This is a genomic window from Arcobacter aquimarinus (genome assembly GCF_013177635.1).
Lineage (GTDB): Bacteria > Campylobacterota > Campylobacteria > Campylobacterales > Arcobacteraceae > Aliarcobacter > Aliarcobacter aquimarinus.
Genome location: NZ_CP030944.1, coordinates 1,310,220 through 1,336,727 on the forward strand (window position 1 = coordinate 1,310,220; position 26,508 = coordinate 1,336,727).

General features: G+C 26.8%; 34 protein-coding genes and 2 tRNA genes. 13 read left to right on the plus strand and 23 right to left on the minus strand.

Going from position 1 to position 26,508, the window contains the following annotated elements; all coding sequences use genetic code 11:
• Window position 1 precedes the first annotated feature (1 nt).
• Together metG and AAQM_RS06440 are read left to right on the plus strand one after the other, a co-directional pair.
• Window positions 2–1,951, plus strand: coding sequence for a methionine--tRNA ligase (gene metG, locus AAQM_RS06435; RefSeq protein ID WP_129096267.1), 1,950 nt, complete (start codon window positions 2–4; stop codon window positions 1,949–1,951).
• Window positions 1,951–2,946 (plus strand): peptidoglycan synthetase, encoded by a 996-nt coding sequence (locus AAQM_RS06440; RefSeq protein WP_129096266.1) that lies wholly within the window; start codon window positions 1,951–1,953, stop codon window positions 2,944–2,946. The genes metG and AAQM_RS06440 overlap by 1 nt, the downstream gene beginning before the upstream one ends.
• Here AAQM_RS06440 and AAQM_RS06445 read toward each other — a convergent pair whose 3' ends face one another.
• On the minus strand, window positions 2,947–3,603 hold the full coding sequence (locus AAQM_RS06445; protein ID WP_129096265.1) for a S24 family peptidase: 657 nt from the start codon (window positions 3,601–3,603) through the stop codon (window positions 2,947–2,949).
• 319 nt (window positions 3,604–3,922) lie between these two features.
• Between AAQM_RS06445 and AAQM_RS06450 the strand changes: the two genes are divergently transcribed.
• The 5 genes from AAQM_RS06450 (at window position 3,923) to AAQM_RS06470 (ending at window position 9,516) form a co-directional block, all read left to right on the plus strand.
• A complete protein-coding gene (locus AAQM_RS06450) occupies window positions 3,923–4,180 on the plus strand; it encodes an OadG family protein (protein ID WP_129095825.1) in 258 nt (85 codons plus the stop codon).
• A 1-nt stretch (window position 4,181) separates the two neighbouring features.
• Entirely contained in the window at window positions 4,182–5,993 is a 1,812-nt protein-coding gene (locus tag AAQM_RS06455) for a biotin/lipoyl-containing protein (RefSeq protein ID WP_129095826.1), read from the plus strand.
• A gap of 20 nt (window positions 5,994–6,013) precedes the next feature.
• Window positions 6,014–7,336 (plus strand): sodium ion-translocating decarboxylase subunit beta, encoded by a 1,323-nt coding sequence (locus tag AAQM_RS06460; protein WP_216678751.1) that lies wholly within the window; start codon window positions 6,014–6,016, stop codon window positions 7,334–7,336.
• Between the two features lie 29 nt (window positions 7,337–7,365).
• Window positions 7,366–8,946, plus strand: a complete 1,581-nt coding sequence (pckA, locus tag AAQM_RS06465) for a phosphoenolpyruvate carboxykinase (ATP) (protein ID WP_129095827.1) — start codon at window positions 7,366–7,368, stop codon at window positions 8,944–8,946.
• 75 nt (window positions 8,947–9,021) lie between these two features.
• Complete coding sequence (locus AAQM_RS06470; RefSeq protein ID WP_129095828.1) at window positions 9,022–9,516, plus strand: hypothetical protein; 495 nt, start codon at window positions 9,022–9,024, stop codon at window positions 9,514–9,516.
• Between the two features lie 18 nt (window positions 9,517–9,534).
• Here the strand turns inward: AAQM_RS06470 and AAQM_RS06475 are convergent, their stop codons facing one another.
• A complete protein-coding gene (locus AAQM_RS06475; RefSeq protein ID WP_129095829.1) occupies window positions 9,535–10,566 on the minus strand; it encodes a bifunctional 3,4-dihydroxy-2-butanone 4-phosphate synthase/GTP cyclohydrolase II in 1,032 nt (343 codons plus the stop codon).
• A gap of 116 nt (window positions 10,567–10,682) precedes the next feature.
• Here AAQM_RS06475 and AAQM_RS06480 point away from each other — a divergent pair.
• Both AAQM_RS06480 and AAQM_RS06485 read left to right on the plus strand, forming a co-directional pair.
• Window positions 10,683–10,757, plus strand: a tRNA-Gln gene (locus tag AAQM_RS06480).
• Between the two features lie 13 nt (window positions 10,758–10,770).
• A tRNA-Met gene (locus AAQM_RS06485) sits at window positions 10,771–10,847 on the plus strand.
• Window positions 10,848–11,007: 160 nt separating this feature from the next.
• On the opposite strand, the gene AAQM_RS06490 is transcribed toward AAQM_RS06485, so the two are convergent.
• The 17 genes from AAQM_RS06490 to AAQM_RS06570 all read right to left on the minus strand — a co-directional run bounded on the left by AAQM_RS06490 (window position 11,008) and on the right by AAQM_RS06570 (window position 21,620).
• On the minus strand, window positions 11,008–12,030 hold the full coding sequence (locus tag AAQM_RS06490; protein ID WP_171920667.1) for a hypothetical protein: 1,023 nt from the start codon (window positions 12,028–12,030) through the stop codon (window positions 11,008–11,010).
• 101 nt (window positions 12,031–12,131) lie between these two features.
• Window positions 12,132–12,521, minus strand: a complete 390-nt coding sequence (locus AAQM_RS06495; protein ID WP_171920668.1) for a hypothetical protein — start codon at window positions 12,519–12,521, stop codon at window positions 12,132–12,134.
• A gap of 184 nt (window positions 12,522–12,705) precedes the next feature.
• Complete coding sequence (locus tag AAQM_RS06500) at window positions 12,706–13,053, minus strand: hypothetical protein (protein ID WP_171920669.1); 348 nt, start codon at window positions 13,051–13,053, stop codon at window positions 12,706–12,708.
• A complete protein-coding gene (locus tag AAQM_RS06505) occupies window positions 13,053–13,418 on the minus strand; it encodes a hypothetical protein (protein WP_171920670.1) in 366 nt (121 codons plus the stop codon). The genes AAQM_RS06500 and AAQM_RS06505 overlap by 1 nt, the downstream gene beginning before the upstream one ends.
• Window positions 13,418–14,221 (minus strand): hypothetical protein, encoded by an 804-nt coding sequence (locus tag AAQM_RS06510; protein WP_171920671.1) that lies wholly within the window; start codon window positions 14,219–14,221, stop codon window positions 13,418–13,420. The genes AAQM_RS06505 and AAQM_RS06510 overlap by 1 nt, the downstream gene beginning before the upstream one ends.
• Window positions 14,214–15,290: a hypothetical protein gene (locus AAQM_RS06515; protein WP_171920672.1), complete on the minus strand. Its 1,077-nt coding sequence runs from the start codon at window positions 15,288–15,290 to the stop codon at window positions 14,214–14,216. The genes AAQM_RS06510 and AAQM_RS06515 overlap by 8 nt, the downstream gene beginning before the upstream one ends.
• Window positions 15,290–15,475 (minus strand): hypothetical protein, encoded by a 186-nt coding sequence (locus AAQM_RS06520; protein ID WP_171920673.1) that lies wholly within the window; start codon window positions 15,473–15,475, stop codon window positions 15,290–15,292. The genes AAQM_RS06515 and AAQM_RS06520 overlap by 1 nt, the downstream gene beginning before the upstream one ends.
• 9 nt (window positions 15,476–15,484) lie before the next feature.
• Window positions 15,485–16,696, minus strand: coding sequence for a hypothetical protein (locus tag AAQM_RS06525; protein ID WP_171920674.1), 1,212 nt, complete (start codon window positions 16,694–16,696; stop codon window positions 15,485–15,487).
• 3 nt (window positions 16,697–16,699) lie between these two features.
• The gene (locus AAQM_RS06530; protein WP_171920675.1) at window positions 16,700–16,948 is read right to left on the minus strand and encodes a hypothetical protein; all 249 of its coding nucleotides are present in this window, start codon (window positions 16,946–16,948) and stop codon (window positions 16,700–16,702) included.
• A 1-nt stretch (window position 16,949) separates the two neighbouring features.
• Window positions 16,950–17,450: a glycoside hydrolase family protein gene (locus tag AAQM_RS06535; RefSeq protein ID WP_171920676.1), complete on the minus strand. Its 501-nt coding sequence runs from the start codon at window positions 17,448–17,450 to the stop codon at window positions 16,950–16,952.
• Between the two features lie 2 nt (window positions 17,451–17,452).
• A complete protein-coding gene (locus AAQM_RS06540; protein ID WP_171920677.1) occupies window positions 17,453–17,620 on the minus strand; it encodes a hypothetical protein in 168 nt (55 codons plus the stop codon).
• Window positions 17,611–19,032, minus strand: coding sequence for a hypothetical protein (locus AAQM_RS06545; protein ID WP_171920678.1), 1,422 nt, complete (start codon window positions 19,030–19,032; stop codon window positions 17,611–17,613). The genes AAQM_RS06540 and AAQM_RS06545 overlap by 10 nt, the downstream gene beginning before the upstream one ends.
• 102 nt (window positions 19,033–19,134) lie before the next feature.
• Entirely contained in the window at window positions 19,135–19,527 is a 393-nt protein-coding gene (locus AAQM_RS06550) for a hypothetical protein (RefSeq protein ID WP_171920679.1), read from the minus strand.
• A 276-nt stretch (window positions 19,528–19,803) separates the two neighbouring features.
• Window positions 19,804–20,019: a hypothetical protein gene (locus AAQM_RS06555; protein WP_171920680.1), complete on the minus strand. Its 216-nt coding sequence runs from the start codon at window positions 20,017–20,019 to the stop codon at window positions 19,804–19,806.
• Entirely contained in the window at window positions 20,016–20,900 is an 885-nt protein-coding gene (locus AAQM_RS06560; RefSeq protein ID WP_171920681.1) for a tyrosine-type recombinase/integrase, read from the minus strand. Before AAQM_RS06560 ends, AAQM_RS06555 begins: the two co-directional genes overlap by 4 nt.
• Window positions 20,890–21,405 carry a hypothetical protein gene (locus AAQM_RS06565; protein ID WP_171920682.1) on the minus strand — a complete coding sequence of 172 codons (516 nt, stop codon included), beginning with the start codon at window positions 21,403–21,405 and terminating at the stop codon, window positions 20,890–20,892. Before AAQM_RS06565 ends, AAQM_RS06560 begins: the two co-directional genes overlap by 11 nt.
• A 2-nt stretch (window positions 21,406–21,407) precedes the next feature.
• Complete coding sequence (locus AAQM_RS06570; RefSeq protein WP_171920683.1) at window positions 21,408–21,620, minus strand: hypothetical protein; 213 nt, start codon at window positions 21,618–21,620, stop codon at window positions 21,408–21,410.
• 163 nt (window positions 21,621–21,783) lie between these two features.
• On the opposite strand from AAQM_RS06570, the gene AAQM_RS06575 reads away from it, so the two are divergent.
• From AAQM_RS06575 to AAQM_RS06590, 4 genes are all read left to right on the plus strand, one after another.
• Window positions 21,784–22,188 carry a helix-turn-helix domain-containing protein gene (locus AAQM_RS06575; protein WP_171920684.1) on the plus strand — a complete coding sequence of 135 codons (405 nt, stop codon included), beginning with the start codon at window positions 21,784–21,786 and terminating at the stop codon, window positions 22,186–22,188.
• 3 nt (window positions 22,189–22,191) lie between these two features.
• Window positions 22,192–22,548, plus strand: coding sequence for a TonB C-terminal domain-containing protein (locus AAQM_RS06580; RefSeq protein WP_171920685.1), 357 nt, complete (start codon window positions 22,192–22,194; stop codon window positions 22,546–22,548).
• A 75-nt stretch (window positions 22,549–22,623) separates the two neighbouring features.
• The gene (locus tag AAQM_RS06585) at window positions 22,624–22,923 is read left to right on the plus strand and encodes a hypothetical protein (protein ID WP_171920686.1); all 300 of its coding nucleotides are present in this window, start codon (window positions 22,624–22,626) and stop codon (window positions 22,921–22,923) included.
• An 8-nt stretch (window positions 22,924–22,931) separates the two neighbouring features.
• Window positions 22,932–23,513 (plus strand): hypothetical protein, encoded by a 582-nt coding sequence (locus AAQM_RS06590; RefSeq protein ID WP_171920687.1) that lies wholly within the window; start codon window positions 22,932–22,934, stop codon window positions 23,511–23,513.
• Between the two features lie 107 nt (window positions 23,514–23,620).
• On the opposite strand, the gene AAQM_RS06595 is transcribed toward AAQM_RS06590, so the two are convergent.
• The 4 genes from AAQM_RS06595 to AAQM_RS06610 form a co-directional block, all read right to left on the minus strand.
• Window positions 23,621–23,872 carry a hypothetical protein gene (locus AAQM_RS06595; protein WP_129095830.1) on the minus strand — a complete coding sequence of 84 codons (252 nt, stop codon included), beginning with the start codon at window positions 23,870–23,872 and terminating at the stop codon, window positions 23,621–23,623.
• Entirely contained in the window at window positions 23,872–24,336 is a 465-nt protein-coding gene (locus AAQM_RS06600; RefSeq protein ID WP_129095831.1) for a tRNA (cytidine(34)-2'-O)-methyltransferase, read from the minus strand. The genes AAQM_RS06595 and AAQM_RS06600 overlap by 1 nt, the downstream gene beginning before the upstream one ends.
• A complete protein-coding gene (purU, locus tag AAQM_RS06605) occupies window positions 24,336–25,169 on the minus strand; it encodes a formyltetrahydrofolate deformylase (RefSeq protein WP_129095832.1) in 834 nt (277 codons plus the stop codon). The genes AAQM_RS06600 and purU overlap by 1 nt, the downstream gene beginning before the upstream one ends.
• A gap of 73 nt (window positions 25,170–25,242) precedes the next feature.
• The gene (locus tag AAQM_RS06610) at window positions 25,243–26,502 is read right to left on the minus strand and encodes a malic enzyme-like NAD(P)-binding protein (protein ID WP_129095833.1); all 1,260 of its coding nucleotides are present in this window, start codon (window positions 26,500–26,502) and stop codon (window positions 25,243–25,245) included.
• Between the last annotated feature and the right edge of the window lie 6 nt (window positions 26,503–26,508).

Here is a 26,508-nt window from a genome sequence, read left to right on the forward strand (position 1 = left end):
AATGCAAGAATCTTGTAAAAATGTTTATATCACAACCCCAATTTATTATGTAAATGATGTAGCTCATATAGGTCATGCTTACACAACTATCATTGCTGATATGTTAGCAAGATACTCTAGACTTATGGGACATAATACTTATTTTTTGACAGGAACAGATGAACATGGTCAAAAAATTTCTCAAAGTGCAGAAGCAAAAGGAAAAACAGCAAAAGAATATGCGGATGAAATTTCTGGTAAATTTAGAACTTTATGGGATGATTTTGATATAACATATGATAAATTTATAAGAACTACTGATGAAGAACATAAAATAGGTGTTCAAAAAGCTTTTGAAACAATGTATGAAAAAGGTGATATTTATAAAGGAGAATATGAAGGTTTTTATTGTGTTCCTTGTGAGACATTTTTTACAGAAAAACAACTTGTAGATGAACAATTCTGTCCTGAATGTGGAAGAGCTACAAATATTGTAAAAGAAGAAAGTTATTTCTTTAAATTATCAAAATATGAAGAAAAACTTCTTAAATGGTATGAAGAAAATGAAGATTGCATTTTACCTAGAAGTAAAAAAAATGAAATAGTTAACTTTGTAAAAAGTGGATTAAAAGATTTATCAATTTCAAGAACATCTTTTGATTGGGGAGTAAAATTACCAGAATCAATGAATGAACCAAAACATGTTATGTATGTTTGGTTAGATGCACTTATGAACTATATCACAGCTTTAGGATATGGAACTGACAATAAAGATATGGATTTCTGGCCTGCAAATGTACAACTTGTAGGAAAAGATATCTTAAGATTCCATGCTATTTATTGGCCAGCATTTTTAATGTCTTTGGAATTACCTCTTCCAAAACATATTACAGCTCATGGTTGGTGGACAAGAGATGGTGAAAAAATGTCTAAATCAAAAGGTAATGTAGTAAATCCTAAAGAAGTAGCTGATGCTTATGGACTTGATGCATTTAGATATTTTATGTTAAGAGAAGTTCCATTTGGGCAAGATGGAGATTTTTCACAAAAAGCTCTAATTGATAGAATTAACTCAGATTTAGGAAATGATTTAGGAAATTTATTAAATAGAATTTCTGGAATGAGTGGAAAATATTTTGATTATAAAGTAAGCTCAATTGATGTTGAGAAATTCCATAAAAAAGAATTAAATGAAGTTCAAACTATTTTAGATGGATTAGAAAACTATCTTTACAATATGCAAATAAACAGATATCTTGAAGAAATTTGGAAAGTTTTAACTATTGCAAATAAAGCAATAAATGATTATGAACCATGGAATTTAATGAAAGATGGAAAAACTTCTGAAGCTATGGCTTTAGTAGCACTTATCACAAATATTATGGCAAAAGTTGCCCTACTTTTAGATTCTGTAATGCCTGAAAAAATTAAAATAATTGCTCAATCTTTGGGTATAAATATTGATACTGAAACTTTTAATAAATTGATAAAAAATAAAGAATTATTAAAAGATACTGTTATTACAAAAGTTGAACAACTATTTCCAAGAATTGAAGAAGTTTTATTAGCTCAACCTGCAAGTTCAGATGAAACAAAAACGGAATGTGAAGTTAAAACTCAAAAAGAAGAAAAAATAGAAGATGATAATTTAATCACAATTGATCAATTCTTCCAAACTACATTAAAAATTGGAACAATTATTGAAGCAGAAGAAGTTCCAAAATCTGCAAAACTTTTAAAACTACAAGTAGATTTAGGTGAGGGAAAAAATAGACAAATTCTTGCTGGAATTAAAGAGTATTATTCTGCTGAAGAATTAATTGGAACTCAAACTTGTGTTGTTGCAAACTTAAAACCTGCAAAACTAATGGGAATGCTAAGTGAAGGTATGTTAATGGCTGCCAAAGATGAAAACGGCTTATCACTTTTAAGACCAGAAGCTCCAAAAAAATCAGGGACAAAAATAAGCTAGTGCAAATTTCATCTATTTTAGATATCGTTGATGGAAGTTTATTAAACTCTCCATCAATCTCTTTTATATATTCAATTAAAACAAAAGTAAATAAAGTTAAAGAAGGTGATTTATTCATCACAAAAAATCTTGATGATATAGAACTTGCAATAAAAAATGGTGCTTTTGCAATAATTTTAGAAGAAAATTATCCAATAATAGATAATGAAATAGCTTGGATAAAGGTAAATAATATAGATTTAACAATTATAAAATTAATTAGATTTAAACTTTCTACTAAAAATTTAAAAGCATATTATTGTAAAAAATCAACTTATGATTTATTAAAAATTTACACAAATAGTTTTTATAAAAATATAAAATTAATTCCAAATTCTTTAGATGGATTTTTTAAATATTTAGATAATATTGAAGATAATGACATTTTAATTTCTCATAACGAAACAATTTTAAATAAAATTTATCCTAAAAGCATAGATTTCGATGAAAATATTAAATTAGAAAAAATTGATAATTTAATAGAACATTCTTTATTTGAAACAACTTTTTCCTATAAAAATATATATTATTCAAGAGTTAAGATTTCAAGTTTGTATTTAGAAAATTTTCTGAAAGTTTTTACATTTTTAAATGAAAATTTAGATTTCTCAAAATTAAAATCTTTTAATAATATGAAAGCTATATTTTTAGATAGAAATATCAATATTGTTGAATTTGGGAAAAGTGACAAATTTATAATTTGTCAAAATGATACTAGTTTATATGAAGATGAAATAATTTATATCAATAATAAATTTAAATATGCAAAAACTCTATTTATTTCAAATACAAATATATATATTAATGATAAAGATATATTAATAATCTCTAATATTGAAGAACTAAAGCCTTTATTAAAAAACAATAGATTTAATGGTATATATATAATAGGTTTTAATTATAAAGAGATATCAGAATATCTTATGAGAACAGAAAAAGAATTAACTCTTTTCTGATTAGTAAACTAATCCAAAAGAGCTTATAACTTTTCCTAAAATAATCAAATCTTCTTTATTTAAAATTTGTGAAGGGTAATCTTTATTGTCAGATATAATATCTAATTTTCCATCAACTCTTTTTTGAATTCTTTTTACAAATAATCCATGTGTTGTTGTAAATGCATATATTCCATCTCTTGAAACATCTTTTTTTGTTTTATCAACAAATATAATATTATCACTATTTAAAGTTGGTTCCATTGAATCCCCAACCACATTTATTGCATCAATATTTTTTAAATTATCTTTTCCACCTAACATATTTACAAAATATTCTGGTAATTCCAAAGATTCATAGTTATCTTCACTTTCATAAGCTCCTCCTCCAGCACTAACACTTACAGAGGAATAATATTTAATCCAATATTTATCTGTTGTATCAACTAAAGAACCAGGATTTTGATTATAAAGTAACCAATTTATAGAAATCTTTTTTTTAGCACAAAAATTCAAAATATTTGAATAAGGAATTTTTCCTCTATTTTTCATTGTTGCAAAATTTGCCTGACTTAACTCAAGAGATTTTGCAACATCCTTATCAAACACTCTTCCATATTTTCCATCAGCACTTATAATATCTTTCAATTTTTCAATTATTTCATCAACTATTAACATAAAAACACCTTTGTGAAATATTTTTTATAATTATATTACAAATTGAAATATTTTTCAAGTTTTATTTCATTTTTTATTAAAATTAGAAAAAATAAAAGGAATTTATATGTCAAATAAATTTAAAGAAACTAAAAATAATTTTAAAAGAATAATAAAAAAGATAGATGGCTTTATATATGAAATTGGTGAGAAAATATTATAAATTTAAGAAATCAAATTTCAAAATTTGATAACTTTCTTATTAAAAAATAAATATTACTAAAGCAATTTTTATATATTATTACGATGATAATTATAAGTGGTAACCACGGAGAATAATATGGAAGAGATAAACTTAATAACAGAGTCAATAAAGTTTATGTTTTTGGGGATGGGAGTAGTATTTGCATTTTTAGCAATAATGATACTAATCCTAAAAGCTCAAGGGATAATATTAACAAAGATTTTTCCACAAGAAGAGAAAAAAGTTGTAAATGTACCCCCAATGAGTAATCATACCAATAACGTAAAATCAGAGTCTGCAAAAATAGCTGCAATAGTTGCCACAGTGCAACATCATAAAAATCTAAAGGGTTAAAATGTCTAAAAAGTACATAGATATTATGGATACAACCTTTAGAGATGGATTCCAATCTGTCTTTGGAGGAAGAGTTTTAATGAATGATTTTTTTCCAGCTGTAGAAGCTGCAAAAGATGCTGGAATAAATCACTTTGAATTTGGAGGAGGAGCAAGATTCCAATCATTGTTCTTCTACTTACAAGAAAATGCATTTGATATGATGGATAGATTTAGAGAAATCGTAGGTCCAAATGCAAACTTACAAACCTTAGCTCGTGGTATAAATACAGTTATGCTTGATACGGGTTCAAGAGAATTAATCGACTTACATGCAAAATTATTTGCAAAACATGGAACAACAACAATCAGAAACTTTGATGCATTAAATGATGTACAAAACCTTGAATATAGTGCTGAATGTATAAAAAAATATGGATTAAATCATGAAGTTGTTGTAACACTTATGGATTTACCTCCAGGATGCTTTGGCGCTCATGATGTTGCTTTTTATGAAAAAACATTAAGAAATATTCTTGATAGTGGATTACCTTATGATTCAATCTGCTTTAAAGATGCCTCAGGAACTTCATCTCCTCAAAAAATCTATGAAACAATACAAATGGCAAGAAGATTAGTAGGAAATGATACTCATATTAGACTTCATACTCACGAAACAGCAGGTGTTTCAGTATCATGTTATTTAGCTGCTTTAGAAGCTGGAGCTGATGGTATTGATTTAGCTGCATCACCTGTAAGTGGAGGAACTTCTCAACCAGATATTCTTACTATGCTTCATGCAGTAAAAGGTAAAAATTTTGACTTGGGTGGTTTAGAAATAGATAAAATTTTAAAATATGAAGAAGTTTTAAAAGATTGCTTAAAAGATTACTTTATTCCACCAGAAGCTACTCAAGTATCTCCTTTAATCCCATTCTCTCCAATGCCAGGTGGTGCATTAACTGCAAATACTCAAATGATGAGAGATAATGGTACTTTAGATAAATTTCCTGAAGTTATAAAAGCAATGCAAGAAGTAGTTGAACGTGGTGGATATGGAACATCTGTAACTCCTGTTTCACAATTTTATTGGCAACAAGCATATGCAAATGTAATGTTTGGTCCTTGGAAACAAATAGCTCCTGGTTATGGAAAAATGGTTTTAGGTTACTTTGGTAAAACTCCTGTTGCTCCTGATGCTGAAATTGTAAAACTAGCAAGTGAAAAACTAAAACTAGAACCAACTACTTTGAATCCTTTAGATATAGCTGATGCTGATGAGAAAAAAAGAATATCAGTATGGAAACAAAGATTAGAAATAGAAGGTATAGAAACAACTGAAGAGAATATTTTTATTGCAGCTGCCTGTGATGAAAAAGGAATAGCATTTTTAAAAGGTGAAGCACCTTTAAATGTTAGAAAAAATGATTCTGTTTGTGAAAATGATAAAGATTGTAAATTAGGAGAAAACAAAATGGCAAATGCAAGTGGAAACTATACAGTTGTAGTTGATGGTCAAAGATTTAATGTAAGTATCGCAGAAGGTAACGCAGATATTCAAGTAACTCCTGTTGCTAACTCAAATACAACAACTTCATCAACTCCTGTTGCTTCAAATGGTGGAACAGAAGTTCCAGCTGCTGTAAATGGTGCTGTTTGGAAAATACTTGTAAAAGAAGGTGATAGAGTTGAAAAAGATCAACAAATTATTATCCTTGAAGCAATGAAAATGGAAATTGATATAACAGCTCCAGTTTCAGGTGTTATTACAAAGATATTAGTAAATCCTGCACAAGCAGTAGATGAAGGACAAACATTAGCCATTATTGGTTAATGTTTATTAGAAGGTCGTAAATGATAAAAAATATTTTTATAGCTTTTTTTCTTTGCTTTACAATCTTTTCGTCAAATAGCTTAGCTTCAAATACGGTTGTAGTAGAGCAACAAGAGAAAGAACCATATCACTCAAAAACAATGGGTGAATTAGTTCAAACTTTTTATGCAACTACAGGTATAAAAGCATTATTTGAACCAAAAGAGGGAGTAAAAGATTCTCATGGAAAAGATATGAGTTTGTTTGCTCAAGGTTATGGAAGAATTATAATGATTTTAATCTGTTTTTTACTGTTTTATTTAGCAATTAAAAAAGGATTTGAACCATTACTTTTAATTCCAATTGGATTTGGTGGTTTATTAGCAAATATTCCAATAGCAAATATGGCAGGACCTGATGGGATGCTGGGAATTATTTATGATATGGGTATTACTAATCAATTTTTCCCACTTTTAATATTTATGGGTGTTGGAGCTATGACAGACTTTGGTCCATTATTAGCTAACCCAAAAACAGCTTTATTAGGTGGAGCTGCACAATTTGGAATCTTTGGTTCTCTTATAGGTGCAGTTATATTGTCACAATATGTTCCAGGAATTAATTTTTCATTAGAACAAGCTGCTGCTATATCAATTATTGGTGGAGCTGATGGACCAACGTCTATTTTTGTTGCCTCAAAACTTGCACCTGAATTACTTGGAGCTATTGCTGTTGCTGCTTATTCTTATATGGCATTAGTACCTGTAATTCAACCTCCAATTATGAGAGCATTAACAACAGTTAATGAGAGAAAAATAAAGATGTCGACATTAAGAAAAGTGTCAAAAGTAGAGAAAATTGTATTTCCAATAGTTGTTTTATGTTTAACATTATTAATTTTACCAGATGCTGCACCATTGATTGGAGCATTTTGTTTTGGAAATTTTGCAAAAGAATCAGGAGTTATTGATAGACTTTCTGATACAATGCAAAATGCATTAATTAATATTGTAACAATCTTCTTAGGATTAGGTGTTGGTTCAAAATTAGCATCAGAGCAGTTCTTAGTAGCAGAGACAATGGGAATTATGGCAATAGGTCTTTTAGCATTTGCAGCAGGAACAGCTATGGGTGTTATAATGGCTAAATTAATGAATTTAGTTAGTTCAAAAGATAATCAGATAAATCCTTTAATTGGAGCAGCTGGGGTATCAGCTGTACCAATGGCAGCGAGGGTTGTAAGTAAAGAAGGTCAACTTTATGATAAATCGAATGTATTATTAATGCATGCGATGGGTCCTAATGTTGCTGGTGTTATTGGTTCAGCAGTCGCTGCTGGTGTTCTTTTATCGATATTTAAATAAATAAAATTAACAAGTAGGAAAGTTAAATTATGTCTGAAATTAAAGACTCATTAGGTTTAGAAAACGTTGGAATTGTAAGAAGAAATTGTGATGTGGATACATTAATTCAATTTGCAGTAGAAAAAGAAGGTGCTAAGATATCTTCTACGGGTGCATTAATGATTGATACAGGTATATTTACTGGAAGAAGTCCAAAAGATAAATTTTTTGTTAATCAAGACCCATCTAACAAATATATTGCTTGGGGTGATATAAATCATAAAGTTTCTAAAGAAGTTTATGAAGATTTGTTAAAAAACTCAAAAAAACAACTTAGTAATAAAGATATTTTTGTAACAGATGTATACTGTGGAGCATCTCTTGACTCAAGAAAATCTGTAAGATTTATTACAGAAATTGCATGGCAAGCGCATTTTATTCGAAATATGTTTATAGTTCCTCAAACGCAAGAAGAATTAGACAATTTTAAACCTGATTTTACTATTTACAATGCTTGTAAAACAGTTGATATGGCTTATGTTAGTCATGGTTTACATTCAGAAGTTTATGTAATATTTAATGTAGAAGAAAATACAGCTATTATTGGTGGAACATGGTATGCCGGTGAAATGAAAAAAGGTGTATTCTCTATGATGAATTATTGGCTTCCACTAGAAGAAAAATTACCAATGCATTGTTCTGCAAATATTGGTAAAGATGGTGATACAGCTTTATTCTTTGGATTATCAGGTACTGGAAAAACAACATTATCAACAGATCCAAATAGAGCCTTAATTGGTGATGATGAGCATGGTTGGGATGATGAAGGGATTTTCAATTTTGAAGGTGGTTGTTATGCTAAGGTAATTAACTTAGATAAGGATAGTGAACCAGAAATTTTCAATGCTATTAAAAAAGGTGCAATATTAGAAAATGTTGTGGCAGATGAAAATGGAGTAGTTGATTATACTGATGGTTCAAAAACTGAAAATACAAGAGTATCTTATCCTCTTGATCATATTCCAAATCATACTCCCGATATGAGAGGAAATCATCCAACAAATATTATTTTCTTATGTGCAGATGCTTTTGGAGTTTTACCTCCAGTTGCAAAACTTGATAAACAGCAAGCAATGTATTATTTCCTAAGTGGATATACAGCAAAAGTTGCTGGAACTGAAAGAGGAATTACTGAACCAATTGCAACTTTTTCATCTTGTTTTGGAGAAGCATTTCTACCACTAAATCCTACTGTATATGCTGAATTATTGGGAAGAAAGATAGATAAACATAATGTTAATGTTTATTTAGTAAATACTGGATGGACAGGTGGTCCTTATGGTATCGGTAAAAGAATGAGTATAAAAAATACACGTGCTTGTATAAATGCAATCTTGGACGGTTCTATAAATAATTCAGAATTTGAAGTTTTACCTGTATTTAATTTAGTAATTCCTAAAACATTAAAAGGTGTTGATACTGAAGTTTTAAATCCAAGAAATACGTGGCAAGACAAAGTTGCTTATGATGAGACTAAGAAAAAACTTGCAACAATGTATATTCAAAACTTTAAAAAATACTTAACTTTAGAAAGTGAATATGATTTCACAGCTGCAGGACCTTCTTTATAGGATATAATTCTAATAGAAAAAGAAAAGAGAGTAAATCTCTTTTCTTTTATTTCCAACTCAATATAGGAGAATGTTATGAATTTGTCTGTTTTTTTAGAAAATATCAAAAATAACCAAAATGAAGTAGTATACTACTGTTGCAATCATGTTTTATCAAAAAAATTTGATATTAATAATGATGATATAGAAGAAGTTGTTCTAAAAGATATATTTGTTAATTATGAAAATTTCAATAAAGCTCTAAATGATTGTGCTGGAACTATTTATAAGAAGTATGAATCTGAATTAGATGATATTTATAAAAACATTTGTAATTTATTTAATGAAGATTGTGATAACGAATATGTTTTTAATTACAGATTAACAAGAGTTAAAAATCAAGAGCCTAAACAATTTTTAGATATTGAAGATAAAGATACTCAAGAAACTGTTATTCAAAAATTTGAAGATAAAATCAACACTATTTTAGAATCAAAATACTATAAGCAAAATAAAGATAAATTAGAGGAATCTTTAATTATTCCTCAAAGAACTCTTGAATTAATAAAAAGTGCTGTAAAACACTATTAATATTTATAGAGTGCTATGTTAGCACTCTATTTGAATCTCTTCTACTATTTCTAAACCAAATCCTTGTAATCCAACAAAAGAGTGCTTACCTCCACTTGTCATTAGTTTAATTTGTTTTATATTTAAACTATTTAGAATTTGAGCTCCTATTCCATAATCTTTTTGAGACTCTTTTTTCTTCATTTCATCATTTAAAAAAATTAAAACTCCACCTTTAGATTGTAAGAAATTTATGGTTTTAATCATAGAGTTTAACTTTTCATCATTTAAAAATAAATCTATATCCGGTAAAATAGTATGAAATTTAATATGTGTTGTATGTCCTAATTGACCAAATATAATAGCTGTATGAATATTCCCTAAATGATCTTTAAACTCTTTTTGAATAACTTCTTTTGAAAAAAAGATTTTATTAGAGCTAGAAACTTCTTCCACTAGTTTTTCATGAGATAATCTATATTCAACTAAATCAGAGATATAGACTTGTTTTAAATTGTGTTTTTCAGCAAAAATATCTAAATCATCTCTTCTTGCCATTGTTCCATCTTCTTTCATGATTTCACAAATAACTGCTTCACCATTTAAACCAGCTAGTTTACATAAATCTACACTACCTTCTGTATGACCCGTTCGAACAAGAACTCCTCCATCTTTTGCTATCAATGGAAAAATATGTCCTGGACGAACTAATTCAAGAGGATTTGAAATTGGATTAGCTAATATTTTAATTGTATCATCTCTCTCTTTTGCACTAATTCCAGTAGTTGCATCAGCCGCATCAACAGAAACTGTAAAAGCCGTTTCGTAAGAAGATGTATTAGAAGTAACCATTGGATTTAATTGTAATCTATTTGCAGTCTCTTTTGTAACAGAAACACAAATCAAACCTTTTGCATGAGTAGCCATAAAATTTACTTTTTCAGCACTACTTAACGGTGCTGCATAAACTAAATCTCCCTCATTTTCCCTATCTTCATCATCTAACATAATAACCATATTACCTTTTTGAATCTCTTTAATAGCTTCTTGTACTCTTAGTATTGCATTCATATTTCTTCTTTTCTTTAATTATTTATATATTAGTTGTGATTATATCAAAAAATCCAAAATATAATCTAAAGAGCCTTGACAATAGAATATTATTCTACTATAATCCAGACACTTAATGGGGTATCGCCAAGTGGTAAGGCAACGGTTTTTGGTACCGTCATTCGAAGGTTCGAATCCTTCTACCCCATCCACTTTACTTCTTAACGCGGAATAGAGCAGCTAGGTAGCTCGTCGGGCTCATAACCCGAAGGTCATAGGTTCAAATCCTATTTCCGCAACCAATCAGAAAATTATTTTATATTTAAATGTCCTTTTATATATGATACTTCTTTATACATATAAAATACGAACTTAAACAATGGAACGAGAACTATAGTATTTATTGACAATACTATTGCTATTAATAAATTAATTGTTTCTATATTCATTCTATAATTACTCCTAAGGAATTTGGGGCATATCATACCAATTATCAACAACATAATTCCAAGAGTTAGATTCTTCTACTATTAAAATTTCACTATTAGTTGTATTATCTACAATTTCAACTGTAACACCAAAAGAAGATGAGAGATAATTATCATTTAAATCAGTTATATCAAAACCAATTATAAACGTTTGAGTTCTAGACATTAAAACATAAGGATATATTTTATAATTATTTATTACAATAAAATCCATTATATCTGCTGTAACTTCTAATCTTTGTGAAATTAACTGAACTACTAAATTATCTGTAATTATTGTTTTTTCACCATCAATATTAAAAGTATATTTAATCTCTCCTATGTAGTCAGTAGAAGCACTATAATTTGTTAAAAATGCATAACTATCATTATTAGTTACAAATGTTGAATTAAAATTGATTGGAGATAAATTTGTATTACTGTCTTCATTTGGAGGAGTTGTAGAACCTTGATTATTTTCTAAATTATCTAATCTTTGTAAAATATTTGTAATTTCCGAAGATGATAAAAAATGATTTAACAAATCATCTTTTTGAATTTGCGTCATATTTTCAAAAGCAAAATCTTTTCCTTTCAAGCTTTCTAACCATTTTAATTCTGTACCTTCAAAACCTTCATTAACTGCAATTTGATAAGCACTTAATCCATCTTGACCATCTAAACCTTTTTCACCTTTTAAAGATTCTATTTGTTCCTGTGTTAAGTTTAATGTGATATTTGAAACATCAATATTATTTAAAATATTTTCAAATTCACTTAATTTAGTTTGGAATTGTGTTTTATAATCTTCTATTTCAGAAACTAGTAAAGTTAATTGAGTATTTGACACCTTTTGTAAAGTATCGTAGATTTCTGATATTTGGTTGTCAAAATCTTTTAATTGGTCTAATGTTACATCATTTGAATTAATTAGATTTTTATATCTTGAAACTTGTTCTTTTAAAGTTTCTAGCATATCATCTATAATTTGTTTTTTTATATCTACAGCTTCAGCCATATTTTATATCCTTTTATTAAATTTAAAGTAAAAAAAAAGGGTAGCAATTAAGCCACCCTTTAATTAAAGAACAAAGAAAAAAAGAGGTTTACCCTCTTTTCTTAAGCCATATACTCTTTTCTTACAACATTTATAGATGTTGGTGTTTCAGTTGGAAGTAATGCAAAAGGTTTAGAAGTTGAAAGAGCTGCTTTAATATCTTCTACCTGTGCAGTTTGTTTAAAGTGAATCACACCTGAAAAAGGTCTAATAACTGAAAATTGATTTTGAGGACCATTTAAAGTAATTTTTGTAACTGGATTAGTTTCAGAAACTAAAGTATCTTTTCCAGTCATATCTGATAAAGCTTCATCAACTTTTTTAACTTCATAACCACCCTCTAATAAAGAGCATACTGCTGTTACATCTGCGTCATCACCTTCCATTTGAAAACTTGATGAAGTTGGAACACCTTTTAAATTTAATTTTTGTGTTACTATATGTTTTGCCATTTTTTTTCCTTAATTTTAAATTTGTTTTTGGTCTTTTTTTTGGGCATATTTTAAAAGAACAAGGGAATTATTTTATAAAACTTGTTTGTTTGTCAATAGGAATTTTTTTTTATTAAAATAGCGATTTTTAGGTATCTACAGAGAAAAAAAGTCATACTATAGGTTTTATTAAAAAAAATAAAACCTATTTTTGTATTTTAAATGAAATATTTTTTATTTGTTTATTATTAATTTTCAAATTTGTTTTAATAAAATTACAAATAAAATCTTCACTAAGACTCTTTTTAATTAAAGGTATTTTAATATCAATCATAGAGTTATCTTCATTAAAAGCTTTAAAGATAAAATTTTGATTTTTCAAATCAGTTAAAGTTATATTTTTTATTTTATTTTCATAAACATACTCTCTAATTTCTAAAACATTTGCTCCAACAACATTATCAAAAAAATTTAATATATCATTAACGCTATCTGCTTCAAAATCCCCATAATGGGTTTTATTATTATTTTTATATGTAACTTGATATTTCATCAATCTACCTCCAACATTGACAAAATGGTTTCTATTTTTTCACCATTTAAAAGCAAATATTTTTTAATATTTGTTTCTATAGTTTGTCTAGTTAAATTTTCTTTAGGAAATCTAATTTCAATAATATTAGTATAATTTTTAGTTTGTACCATTGCTTTTATTGTTCTTTTTGTTTGCACGGAGTCATAGGCTAAAGCCCCCGACCCCGTACCTATTAAATACTCTTTTGAGTAAACAACTTTTTTAATATTTGTTACTACGCAATCACTTAAAGAATCAAAGAAGTTAAGAACATCATTTTTATTATCTGCTTCAAAATAAACAGAATCAGAGCGACCACTATATAAAGATACGTAAAATAACATTACTTTACCTTTGAGTAACCAATAGTAGTGATGAAATCTATAAAAGCTTGAGCCTGATTAACAATATTTCCTTCTACATCTTTAGCAACATCTGCAACACTATTTAATTTATCAACAAAAGCTTGATTAAAAATTTGAGGATTAGTAGCAAAATTATATCCCGTAACATCTTGATACAATTTTTTATCATAATTATTTAATTCCCAACTTCCTGATTTTAGTTTAGAGTTAAATAATGCCCTCTTTTGTTCAAACTTTTCAGAAACAATATTTTGAGAATTAGTAACTTGTTTATTTAAATTTCTCATTCTTTCAGCTTGTATCATTGTTTGTGTTTGTCGTTCCCTTGATATAACAGTAGTTAAATTATTAACACTATGATTTGACATTTTAGCTATTGCTATTCTTTCGTTTTGGTCGCCTACTATTGCATCAACTCCAAATCTTAAAACACGAGAGCCAACTCTTCCAACCAAAGGAACATTTTCCAAACCTTTTGAAAGGTTTCTTAATTTTTTAGTTAAAGAACCAGTTTTTACAAAAGTAACTAATGCAGTAGTTGAAAGTACAAGTTTAGCAGTTGCATATTGTGAAACTGTAACAATTACAGAGTTCATAACTTGAAATTTAAAAGACATCAAAGCACTTGATAAAGCTTCATCTATAATAGAATCATCACCAGTTATAAGAGCATTTTCAAGAGGTTTCATTGATTTTTCACCTAACATATAGGTTACACCTGTTATCAATTCATCATTAAAATCTTCAAGTGTATTTTCTAAAATATTTCCGATTTTAGCCATTGTTTATATCCTTTGTATTTTCAGGGAAGTCGATTTTATTATTATCATATTGTTGAAACTGGTCAAATAAATATTTTATAAGATTAGTTTCTTCATCTTTTTCAGTTTCACCAGTTTGTGTAGGTTTTTGAATCCCTAAACCATCAAACATTTTTCCTAAAACATTTCCATAATCCATTTTATTTTCAGCAGTTTCAGAAATTGCAAACTCTGAATCTTTTATAGCTTTTGCTTCACGTGGTTTTATAACCTTCCCTTCACTATTTGTTAAAGTTGTTAATCCATCTTTTTCAAAGTCTAGTTTTTCAGATTCTTTATTTAATGTATCTATATGAGTTGTTAAATTTTCAGAAACTAAAGCTAATCCACCATTATTATAAAAATCATAGTAACTATTTTGTTTTGTAAGATTTTCTACAATTTTAGTATTTGTTGTTTTTTGACTTTCAACACCTTCTACTAACTTTTGATTAGTAGCTATTTGATTTTCATTTCTTGAATTTATAGCATTTACAATTGATTCAGTATCTATATTTAAATTACCCATACTTATTGAATTAGCATTTAATTCTAGTTTTTGTTCTTTTGTTGCTTTTACTATTTCTTTTAATTGATCTCTAATTTCAGAACTAACAATATATTGTTCACTTTGTAGAACTTGTGAAGCTTCATTTATTCTAGCTTGTTCAGACAACATCATAGCATTAGCTAAAGTAGCATCTAAATTGGATTTTAAAAGATTAGCAATTTTTTGCATACTTTTTGCATTTTCAATAGATACAGTTGCATCAAGTTTTGCTTTTTCTATATTTAATTTAAATTCAGCCTCTTTTAGTTTATTTGAACCTTGCATAGTAGAAAGAATATTATCTGTATTTGTTTCAACTGGTGGAACTGGTGTAGTAGTGTTACCTACACTATCCAATAAATCCATAATTCCTTTTATTTCAGGTGAATACTCTTCCTCTGTACCACCAACAAAAGTAAAAGTCATAGGATTAACAGTATTACGAAATGTTTTAATTTCCTCACCTTTTTCATTTGTACTATATTCGATATAAGTAGCCATTATTTAGCTCCAAAAACTTTATTTAATTTTATTAATTCTTCTAAGATTTTTTGAAGCAATCCCTCACAAACTTCTACAGCTTCATTATCTGTTGTATCTGTTGTTTCAGGTTGTGTTGTATCTGTTGTATCTGTTTGTGGATTATCTGTTGTTTCAGGTTGTGTTGTATCCGTTGTTTCAGCCATTTTTTTCCTTTATTTTTGTTTTTTCATGCAGTTTAGCAAACAGCATTTTTTCTTTTTTAATTCTTCTTTAAAATCTTGAAGAAAACCAAAATCACCAGTTGTAGAATTTGGAGCATTTACAAAGCCTTCAAATTCAGGCAATGCAAAAAATTTTAATCTAAAATAAATATTATCAATTTCATAAGAGTATGTAGTTTTTATATAATCAAATGCTCTAAAATCTTCAATAGTTTTTTCTGTTTTTAAATCAAATGAGATAGGTTCTATTACATACATTACTAAACCACAATCAGAATAAAAAACATAATGTGGATATTGTGGTTCTATCGAAAATCTTTTATATGTTTTAAAAACAGACTTATCAATTATTTCAATACTTCTTTCACCTTCACTATTATATGAATCTACATAAGATTCTTGAATATAATGAATCAAATCGGAATAAATATCAAATGAAGTATGAAGCTTTATATAAGTTAATTGTTGTAAATTAGTAAATATATTATATGGTTGCGATGTTTCAGGATTAATATTTATATTTTTAGGTTTTAAATTAAATTTAGAATCTATTTGTTCATTATGAAGGTGTGAATAATTAGCATCACTAATCTTATAATAACCAATAGTTTCAAAAAAATTAGACATATCAACATAATAAGTATCTGTAATAGTACCTCTATAATCATCAATTTGTCTAGCGTGATAAATAGAAAGATATATAAGTGATTTATTATCATTTAAAATATTTTCATAAATTAAACCTGTCGCAATATTCACCCATTTATCATTAAATCTAACCAAATAATTGTATTGAGTACCAAATAAAGTACTAAATTTATCATATGCAACTCTTAAAAAACTAACAAATTGAAAAGTTTTATTTTGTGCATATTTAAAGTGGTCAAAGCATCTATCTTTTTCTTGCTCATAGTAATAATCTATTTCAACTTGATTCATGTTTGATTTTTCTTCAAGAGATAAATCTATAATACAATTATCTTTTAAAGGTCTATAATCCATCTCTTCATTTGTTGAAAGAGATAATCTAAGTTGCTGAAAACCCCATTCCATAAAATATTGGTCAGGTGTAATTTTTTTTGAATATAAATTATCACCCTCACCATATTGTTTCATCATTCTAGAATTAGCATCATAAAACGCAAAAGATTGAACAATAGTATTTCCATAATCTATTTTATATGGGTTATATACTTCATACATTATTTAACTCTTTGATTTTTGAACAAAAGTTTTATTTTCATTATTTAAAGTTGAAATTGTTTCATCTTCTTTATTAGTCAATCCAGCTTTAGTATTTTTTGCTCTATCTAAAGCTTCAGCAACACTCTTAATAACTTTAATACCTAAATCAATTCTACTTGCATATTTTACTGGTAAAAGATACATTAAAGGAGGATAAACAGCTCCTAAAATTAACAATACATTTCCTAAATTTTCCATTATATTTTCCATTTTAATATTTCCCTTCTTTCATTAATTTTGATAAATATTCAGACCTTAAAAGTCCATTATTATTTGCTTTTCCGTCTATTAAATCGTATTCTTTATGTTGTTCATGCCATTTTGAATTTAGCATTTCTTCACTTGCAAAAAGAAAATGTGATTTAGCTACACCAAAATCACCATTATTAAGAGAAAAAATTGCAACCTCTAAATAATCTATTGTATTTTTAAATCCTAGAAGTTTAGGAACACCCATATTATAAGCCATTTCGATTAGGACATTTTGCCTAACATCATCAAGCTGATTAAAAACTGGAAGTTTATCTTCTAGTTCTAATTTAATATTTAACAAATCATTTTCTAACATAAAAATTGCTTCATTGATTGTTATTCCATTATCTTCTAAGTTTCTACCATAACCTATACTTAGTTTATCAGCGGGGCATTTGTAAGGTTTTAATTTTAATCCCTCAAATCTTATTATTGATTGTTTTAATTTTGTTAAATCCATTTTTATAAATCCTTTAATAAAAAATCATTTTTAAAATATTTTGAAACTGTTTTCCAGTTCAAACCAGTTATTTTTGCTACTTTATTTATATTTATTGTTTCACCTCCCTTATTAAGTTTAGAAATTGCTTTAAAAATTAAATTTTGATTTCTTTGAACATCTATACGCATAAGAGTTCCTTTCTTTTTTCAAGACAACCAAACTTTTCATAAAAAGCTTTTAATGTTTCTATTGTTGGTTTTTCTTCAGGAACAACAACAGAGAAAAGAGCCAAAATATTATTTTCCAAATCATTCTCATATTGTTTAAAATCATCTTCATATTGAACACCAAAGCCATTTTTATCTTGAATTTGATAAATATGATTTACTTGATTAAAGTAATCAATTGTTTTTATTTTTGCTGTATCAAAAATAGTAAGACCAGTTTTTTCTTTTTCCTCGTTATTAGCTTCAAGGATAATATCTGCAAGTGCATATTTATCGAATCGACCTCTTAAATGTTTAGTCAAAGTTGAAACCAAAGATTTAAAAGAATTTTTTACGTAAAGTGCTGAAGGCTTAGAAACCTCTTCAAGATATGTGAGACTTCTACCTTTAGTATGAAAAAATGTTTGTATTTCTTTCCACAAAGGAGTTATTTCACCTCTTTGGAATCGTTTTCTAATTGCATATTTAGAAAGAAGTTTATAAGAGCCATTTTTTAACTTTTTTTTACCTCTCATAACTTCTATAGTAGAATCTTCATTTAAGTCGATATGATGAAACTTTTTCATAAATAAAGACCAAATATCAGGAACAGAGTTTAAGCAGTTAATAGAATCATCAAGGAATTTTTTATCATTGAAATAATGTTTTAATTTTTCTCTTCTTATTTGAACTTCTATTCTCCAAACTTCTTTATTTTCATCATAATTAGGAGATACAAACCAACGACAAGGTTTAACAAATGATTTTTCAGGAAATTTATTTATTTCATGTGTTTTATTATAGATTCTCATCATAAAATCACCTTTACCAAGAGTAAAACCAGTGTATTTTTTACCTTCAAAAAAATTTGTAGAATCATCATCATGGTGAAACTCATTTTTTCTAGTAGTTGATTTCATTCTAAAGAAGTCTAAAACATCGAAGTCATAACCTTGTATATCTGTACAAAGATGTATTTCACTAGCGATTTGTTTAAATTTAGAAAGAATATTTTTTAAAAAACTTGTTGTTTGAGTTACACATTTTACATAACCATAACGTGCTAAATATTCCGCCCTATACTCTATTTTTATACAAGGCTGTTTACTTACTTTTTTAAATCTTTTAAAAGATATTGAAACATCACCATTTTTTATAGTTACAGCAAATCCCTTTTGAGTTGTTGCCATAATGTGAAACTTTTGATTATGAATTATTTCTGTTATATATCTTTCATCACCATTTTTTGAAACAAGTTTTTGAACTTCTTTTTTTAATTCTATTAAGTCTAGAACAAAATCGTTATAATCTATAATTTCACCTTCAGTTAATTCAACAGTAGGATATAAATGTTCTTTGTATGTATCTACAGCTTGGTTAATAATATTTATCAAATTTTTTCCCTTATAAATCAGATTAGTGGACTTTGAGATTTGTCTCATTTAGCCCCCCTTGTTAAACCAGAGTTGGGGCAATCTTTTTACCCCTACTTTTTCTTAAACTAACAACTCAAATTTTGAGAAAACTGGAGCTATAACTTGCTCACCAAAAATCTTAACTACTGACATTCTTCCTTCTAAATAATAAGGCATACCTATATTGTTCGATAATGATTTAAAATCAGCTTCTTTAATCTCTGTCTCAATTTGTCCACCAGTGAAATCGAATTTTGCGTAATATTTAGATTTATATCTTAGTGGCTCACCTTCCTCATCTGTTTTAACTTTCTTTGTTTCTTTATCAACAATTTCTTTTCCTATATTTTCAGTTAATTCAACCAAATCAGCTCCAAGCGTTACTTTATTTGACCTTGCTTTTTGCATATACAAAGCAATTTCACTCTTTTTATTTTCTGTTGGGTCTATTTGTTGTAACTCTTCTTTTTTCATCTTTTTTCCTTTTTTGTTTTATTATGTTAAGGTGAAAACACCTTAAGAAAAACCTTTGTTTTTTCTTTGATTTTTCCTAAAATGTCTACATAATGGGAAACTCTAAATTTTTGCTTTATTTCCCCCTACATAGGCAAAAGCCTATTAAGGGGAAAAGGCAAAAAATATCCTGAACGCAATACTCGCAACATTTCTGCGGTTGTTTTTTCTCTGCTCAGCTTACTGACGCCCTACGGTTGTCCCTAGTATTAGTAATTTAATATTTAGGTTTGAACTCTAAATATTTTTTTTTAATTCAAAATCAGAGATTATTTTTAAAATCATTTCTTTTAATTCTTCAAACAAAAAATCTAATTGGACAAGAATACATTCAGGAGGAAAATCAAAATGCCCACTTTTAATATCAAGAACAACACGATAAAAACAATCCTTATCTTGATTTATAATATTTTCAATTTCATCTATAATTCTTTGTTTTAATTCTTCATTCATTTTTCATCCTTTGAAACAAAAGTATCTAACAAACTAGAAACTACTTTTTTAGAAATCTTTGCATCTTTTGTGATATATCTTTGAGTTACTTCTATACTTGAATGTCCTAAAGCTTGACTAATATGTTCTATGGGTACACCTTTTTTAATTGATTCAGTTCCTAGAAGATGTCTAAAATCGTGAAATCTCATCTTTGAAATATTTGATAAATCTTTTAATTGATTAAAAGGTTTTCTAATATCTTTAAAATAGGTATTAGTATTTTCATTTAAAAACAAGTAATCTTTTTGTTGAATATTTTCTTTTGTTTTAAGATAAGAATGTAATTCGCTAGCAAGTAAAGGAGTCATTTCATGAGAATCATATTTTCTAGATTTATTCTTTTGAGGTGGTATAGTATAAATATCATTAGTTAAGTCTAATTGATAATATTGCATTTTTAAAATTTCTGATTTTCTTCTACCATGTAAAGCAAAAATGAATATAAGTCTATACATATCATTTTCAAAAGTTAAGATATTATCAATAAGGCTTTTTATTTGTTCAGAGCTCAAATCAATATTATATTTATTATCAAATTTTGGGATAATTACGTGATTAGCTGGGTTTTTTTCTGTATATTCATTTTTAATAGCATAATTAAAAATAGTTTGAACTACTGCATTTACATTTTTAGCAGTTTTAGGACTTAACTCTTTTACTTTAATTATATTATTTACTATTTGTTGACAATGTTTAAATTTAATAGATTCTATTTCCATAGTTCCTATTACTGGCTCAATATGATTTTTAAATCTATTATTTTTATTTACAATTTCCGAATTAGATTGAATATCTTTAAAGATATTTATATATTCATTAAAAAGGGTTTTAAATGTCATCTTCACAACCTTTTTTTAATTCATCTATAATAAATTCAAATTGATTTAATCTACTACGTGCTTGATAGCTTAATTCTGATAATTCATTAAGTTCATCTTTTGTAAATTTTTTATCTTGAATAGATTTTAAATATGAAGCATTTAGCAAACCATTATCAATTGAGAATTTCATTAGAACTTGGTGAAGTTCTTCAAAATGATTTATTTTATTAGCTTTAATAGAAACTATTAAATTAGATTCTTTTGCAAGATAATCAATAAATGGTTTAGAATCTTCTTTTAGAATATTTATTAAAAATATTAATTCTCTTACTGATAAATCTTTTTCACTTGGATTTAGAAACTGATTAAATTGAGTTTCAGCATTTGAAGATTTAAAACCTAATTTATCTGCAAAATAAGAAGAGTAAGAAACATTAAATTTATCTCCATAGTCTTTCAATGAAAGTTTTAAAGATTTAAAGAAATCTTCATATTGTGGAATGTATTGATTTTTTCTAGACATAATTAATAACCTTTCATCATAGATGATATTTTTAATTTATGTTCTATTTGAGATTCAAGCTGTTTTATCTCTTTTGCGATTGATTCTTTTTGAGAAGATAAAAGAAACAGAGAGTTGATTTTTTTTACTTTTTCTAAATAAGAATTAGTAAGTTTTTGAATATCAGAAACGATATTTAATTTGTGTTGAGTGTTCTTTTTTGTTATTTTATTCATATATGCCCCTTTTTATAAGGCTTTATTAAAAAGAATAAACTTATAATCTAGTTGCGAGTTAAATTTAAAAGTTTACTTTTTGGTTATAAAACCTTATTTATTTTTTATATGTTTGGTATTATAAACAAAAAGTTTACAATAAGTCAAGGATTTTGTAAATAAAATGTTAAACTATGATGTAATAATAAATAATTTGATTGAAGAATTAAAAATAGAAAATGAATCCGATTTATCAAGATTAATGGGAATGAGTCGACAATCACTGCAAAATCATAAAGCAAGAAATACAATACCATATAAACAAATAATTTATTTATGTCTAACAAACAAAATAGATATAAACAAAATATTTAATAATGAAGATAACAAAAAAACTATCTCAAACCATATACAAAAAATAGAGAATCAAAACGGATTAAATATTCAAGGAAAGAATAATCAAGTCAGTAATATTAAAACTGATTCTAAAAAATTAGAAATAATTGAAAAAATAGAAAAACTTCCACCAAAAAGACAAGATTACTACTATCACGTAATTTCAGCAGAAATATTGAATTTAGAAGATTGATAAATGAAAAGATATTTTAAAATATTATTTGTATTTCTAATAACAATTAATTTATACAGCAAAGAAAAAGAAATAATTTTTAACAATCCAAAACTTTCAGAAGTTTTTGCAAATGAATATTATATTAGTATTTCAGATAGATTATCTGCATGGAGACCAGTTGGAAAAAATTTAAAAGCAATCGTATCTGTTATGATTTACAATAATGGAAATTTTGATTATGAAATAATAAAAGAATCAGAATCAAAAGAATTTAATGATATTTTGAAAAAGTTTTTAGAAGAACAAAAAAAAATTAGATATCCTATTTATAAAAACAGAAATGTAAAAATAAATGTAGATTTTAAATCAGAAAAATAACAACAATCAATAAAAAAATAATTTTAATTTTATTTTCATTTGTTATAATAAAATAAATTATAATAAGGAAATAATATGAAAAAAACTATATTAATAACTGCATTAATATCATCACTACTACAAGCGGAAGTAATTTATAAAAATAAAAATAACAACACAAGCTACAAAAGTGATAAAATTAATTTTTCAAGTAGTGAAATTTACAGAGTAAGCAGTTATAGAGATTATGTAGAGGTTACTATATCAACAAAAGAACACGGAAGAATTAGAACTAAACTAAATAGAACATCTTTAAAAGAAGGTGATATAGTTAGTGGTAGTTGTTCTAATTATGAATATGGTGAATATAAAAACTGTTATCTATCAAGATACTAGGAAAATAAATGCCTATTAAAAACGACTGGACAAGTAAAAACAACAACATAAATTTAAATTTAAATGATGACAATAATAATAAAAACATAATAGCAATCATAATAATTTCATTATGTGCAATAGGTTTTACTTATTTTTTATATGATTATATTCAAGAAGAAAAAAGAAAAGAATATATACAAACAAAAAAAGAAATAGAAAGATACAATCAAGAAGTTAGAGCATATAACGAAAAAATAAAAAAAGAAAGAAATGTCAAAAATGAATACTATTCAAAAAAAGGCTTTAGTTTTACTATTGAAGTAGATAACGATAGCTACGATGATAGATACAATTTCAATACTATTTTAGATAATTTAAAAGAAGTAACTAGTAATAGTGATGACAATAGTTATAAAATAGAAATAATTGGAAAAATATCAAGATATGGTAATTTGTTCTATAAAATTTACAAAAAAAATAATAATAACAAATATGACAATGATTTTAACAATATATTAGAAGAACTAAAAAAAATAAAATATAGAGTTAGAAATTATGATACAGAATTTAAATTAATTATTCATAATAATTCTTATGATTTAAATTAAAAATGAAGAAAAGCTATGTCAAAAACATAGCTTTTTTTTTATTCAATATTCGAACGTGTTTCTCATAACCCGAAGGTCATAGGTTCAAATCCTATTTCCGCAACCAATTACATTGACTTTATATATAGTATAGCAGCAATTATTAAAAAACCTATTCCTGCAACAATAAGTTGAGCAGATCTCTCTTTTCTTAAAATATAATCACTCACTTCAAATATAGCAACAGATTTTAATGTACCATTATCTATATATTCTAAAAATTTATAACCTTTTTTCTCATACTTAATTTTTATTTTCTCAAGTTGAGAATCTCTTTGTTCTTTTGTAAAGCCACCTACAACTATATTTTTTTTTGGCATTATTTAAAATCCTTAAAATTTTGTCTTAAAGCTTCATAACATACAACTGATACTGAATTTGCTAAATTTAAACTTCTAGCATTATTTGTCATAGGAATTGTTATACATGTTTCTAAACTTTTATTTAAAATAACTTGAGGAAGTCCGGCATCTTCTCTTCCAAAATAAAAATAATCCCCTACTTCAAATTTTGATTCAAAGTAAATCTGTTTTGTTTTTGTAGTTGCAAAAAAATGTCTATCATTAAAAGGATTTTTCTCCCAAAAATCTTCAATACTTTCATATTCTCTAACGTCAAGCTCAAACCAATAATCAAGCCCTGCTCTTCGAACTTCTTTTTCAGTAATATCTCCAAAACCATAAGGTTTAATTAAATGTAAAGTACAATTTAAAGCAAAGGCAAGTCTTCCAATAGTACCCACATTTCCAGGCATTCTTGGTTCATGTAAAACTATATTAAACATTATAAAATCACCGTTTTGTTACCATGAACAAAAACCCTATCATTTAATAATAATTCAAAAGCATTTGATAATACAATTTTTTCCACATTTCGTCCTGCATTTCTCATATCTTCCCAAGAATAACTATGATCAACTCTTACTACATCTTGAAAAATAATTGGACCTTCATCCAAATCATTTGTAACATAATGAGCTGTTGCACCTATGATTTTAACACCTCTTTCATGAGCTTGTTTATATGGATTTGCACCTATAAATGCAGGTAAAAATGAGTGATGAATATTTAAAACTTTTTTAGGAAATGTTTCTACAAATTTAGGAGTTAAAATTCTCATATATTTAGCTAAAACTATAAGTTCAGGTTCATATTCATTGATTTTTTCAATCATTTTATCTTCATGTTCATCTCTACTTAAACCTTCAGCACTTATACAAGTAAAAGGAATATTAAACTTCTCTACTAAATCTTTTAAATAATCATGATTTGCAATAACTGCTTTAATATTTGCATTTAATTCACCTGCAACATAACGAATAAGCAAATCTCCTAAAACATGAGACTCTTTTGTTGCAAGAATTACAACATCTTTTTTCTCTTTTTTATTTAATTTGATTGAAGCACCTTCTGGTAAAACTTCTTTTAGTTCTTTTAGTAAAATATTTTTTGAAACTTTTCCTGAAATGATACTTCTCATAAAGAATTTTTTAGTATCTGGATCAACATATTCAGCATTTTGTTCTATGTTTAAATTATTTGCAAAAAGAACTTTTGAAATATTATAAACAAGTCCTTTCGCATCTTCTGTATCAATTAAAAGTATATACTCTTCCATTTTTATCCTATGTATTATTCAAGCTTAATTTTTTAAGTTCGAATAATAACATTTTATAAATTAATAGATAGTTTTAGCTAATTAAAGTTCTTAGTTTTTCTTTATATTTTTCTAAATCAAACTCTTTAACTTTAGCAACTCCTGTTTCAATAGCACCTAAAGCAACAGCAGCAGATACTTCAATCATTAATCTTTTATCAAAAGGAATTGGAATAATATACTCTTTTCCATAACTTAAATCACCAAATGAAGCTTTTAAATCAGCTGTAAGTGGTTCTTTTGCTAAAGAAGCAATTGCTATAGCAGCAGCCTTTTTCATATGCATATTTATTTTTCTTGCTTGAACATCTAAAGCTCCTCTAAATATAAAAGGAAAACCTAAAACATTATTTACTTGATTTGGAAAATCAGAACGCCCTGTTCCTATTATTGCTTTTGGACGAACTGATTTAATTTCTTCTGGAAATAATTCAGGCGTTGGATTAGCAAGAGTAAATACAATTGGTTCTTCAGCCATTAAAGCTATATGTTCAACAGTAAAAGTCCCTGGTTTTGATAAACCCAAAACCATATCTGCATCTTTAAATGCATCTTCCAAGCTAGTAATAGTATTACTTACAAAATCTAATTTATATTTATTCAAATCAGTTCTTCCAGTATGAATTACACCTTTTGAATCACACATAATTAAATTTTTCACACCTAGTTCTTTATACATAGTTGAACAAGCAATAGCAGAAGCACCAGCTCCCACAACAACTACTTTCATATCTTCAATTTTTTTATTCATCATTTCAGAAGCATTTAATAAAGCTGCACTTGTGATTATTGCTGTTCCGTGTTGATCATCATGCATAACAGGAATTTCAAGTTCTTCTACAAGTCTTTTTTCAATTTCAAAACATTCAGGAGATTTAATATCTTCAAGATTAATTCCCCCAAAAGTTGGGGAGATAGCTTTTACTATTTCACAAAATTTATCTACATTTGTTTCATCTACTTCAATATCAAATGAATCAACAGCTGCAAATTTTTTAAATAATACAGCTTTTCCTTCCATAACAGGTTTTGAAGCAATTGCTCCAATATTTCCAAGTCCTAAAACAGCTGTTCCATTTGAAATAACAGCTACAAGATTTCTTTTTGATGTATATTCAAATGCTAATTCAGGATTCAGTGCAATTTCTTCACAAGGATAAGCAACACCTGGTGAATACGCCAAAGATAAATCTCTTTGAGATTCTAATTTTGTCGTAGTAGCAATTGATATTTTTCCAGGATTTGGGAATTTATGATAATCTAATGCTTCATTTTTTGTAATTTTTACGCTCATTTTAAT